The organism is Paenibacillus popilliae ATCC 14706, from assembly GCF_000315235.1.
Lineage (GTDB): Bacteria > Bacillota > Bacilli > Paenibacillales > Paenibacillaceae > Paenibacillus_B > Paenibacillus_B popilliae.
In genome coordinates this window covers 1-402 of sequence record NZ_BALG01000302.1, presented here as the reverse complement: position 1 = coordinate 402, position 402 = coordinate 1, and the positions used below count along the sequence as shown (strand labels likewise).

At 40.3% G+C, this 402-nt stretch carries 1 protein-coding gene; it reads left to right on the top strand.

Annotated elements, in window-relative coordinates; genetic code table 11:
* Positions 1 to 402, top strand: a 402-nt coding sequence (locus tag PPOP_RS22960) for a hypothetical protein (protein WP_042229465.1), incomplete at both ends; no start/stop codon positions are given.

The following is a 402-nucleotide window of genomic DNA, read 5'->3' as shown; positions in this document are numbered from 1 at the left end:
AAGAGCTGCTTCAAGTTGAAAACAAAGCGGCACAAGCAGATGGTCAAGCGAAGCAACAGCGAATAGAATTATATAAACGAATCATACAAACCACTACAAATGCATTACACAGCATGATGCAAGACGTGGAATCAAGCATGGCATTGATTGCGTCTGAATTAAGTACACCAGCAAATGATCATCTAAACACAATGGTATCTACCCTACATGTGATCGCGAATGATAAAAATATAGAACAAATAACGTCTAAATTGGAAACCCCATTGGATCACTTGCCATTCGAAATCATAGAAGATGGGAGTACGGTATTCCTTCAGCCCCTCCAAGCAAAACAACGCAGTCTACATACCCAAATGAATAAGATGGTTACCCAACTAGCGGCCATGAACGAAAAACATGTTG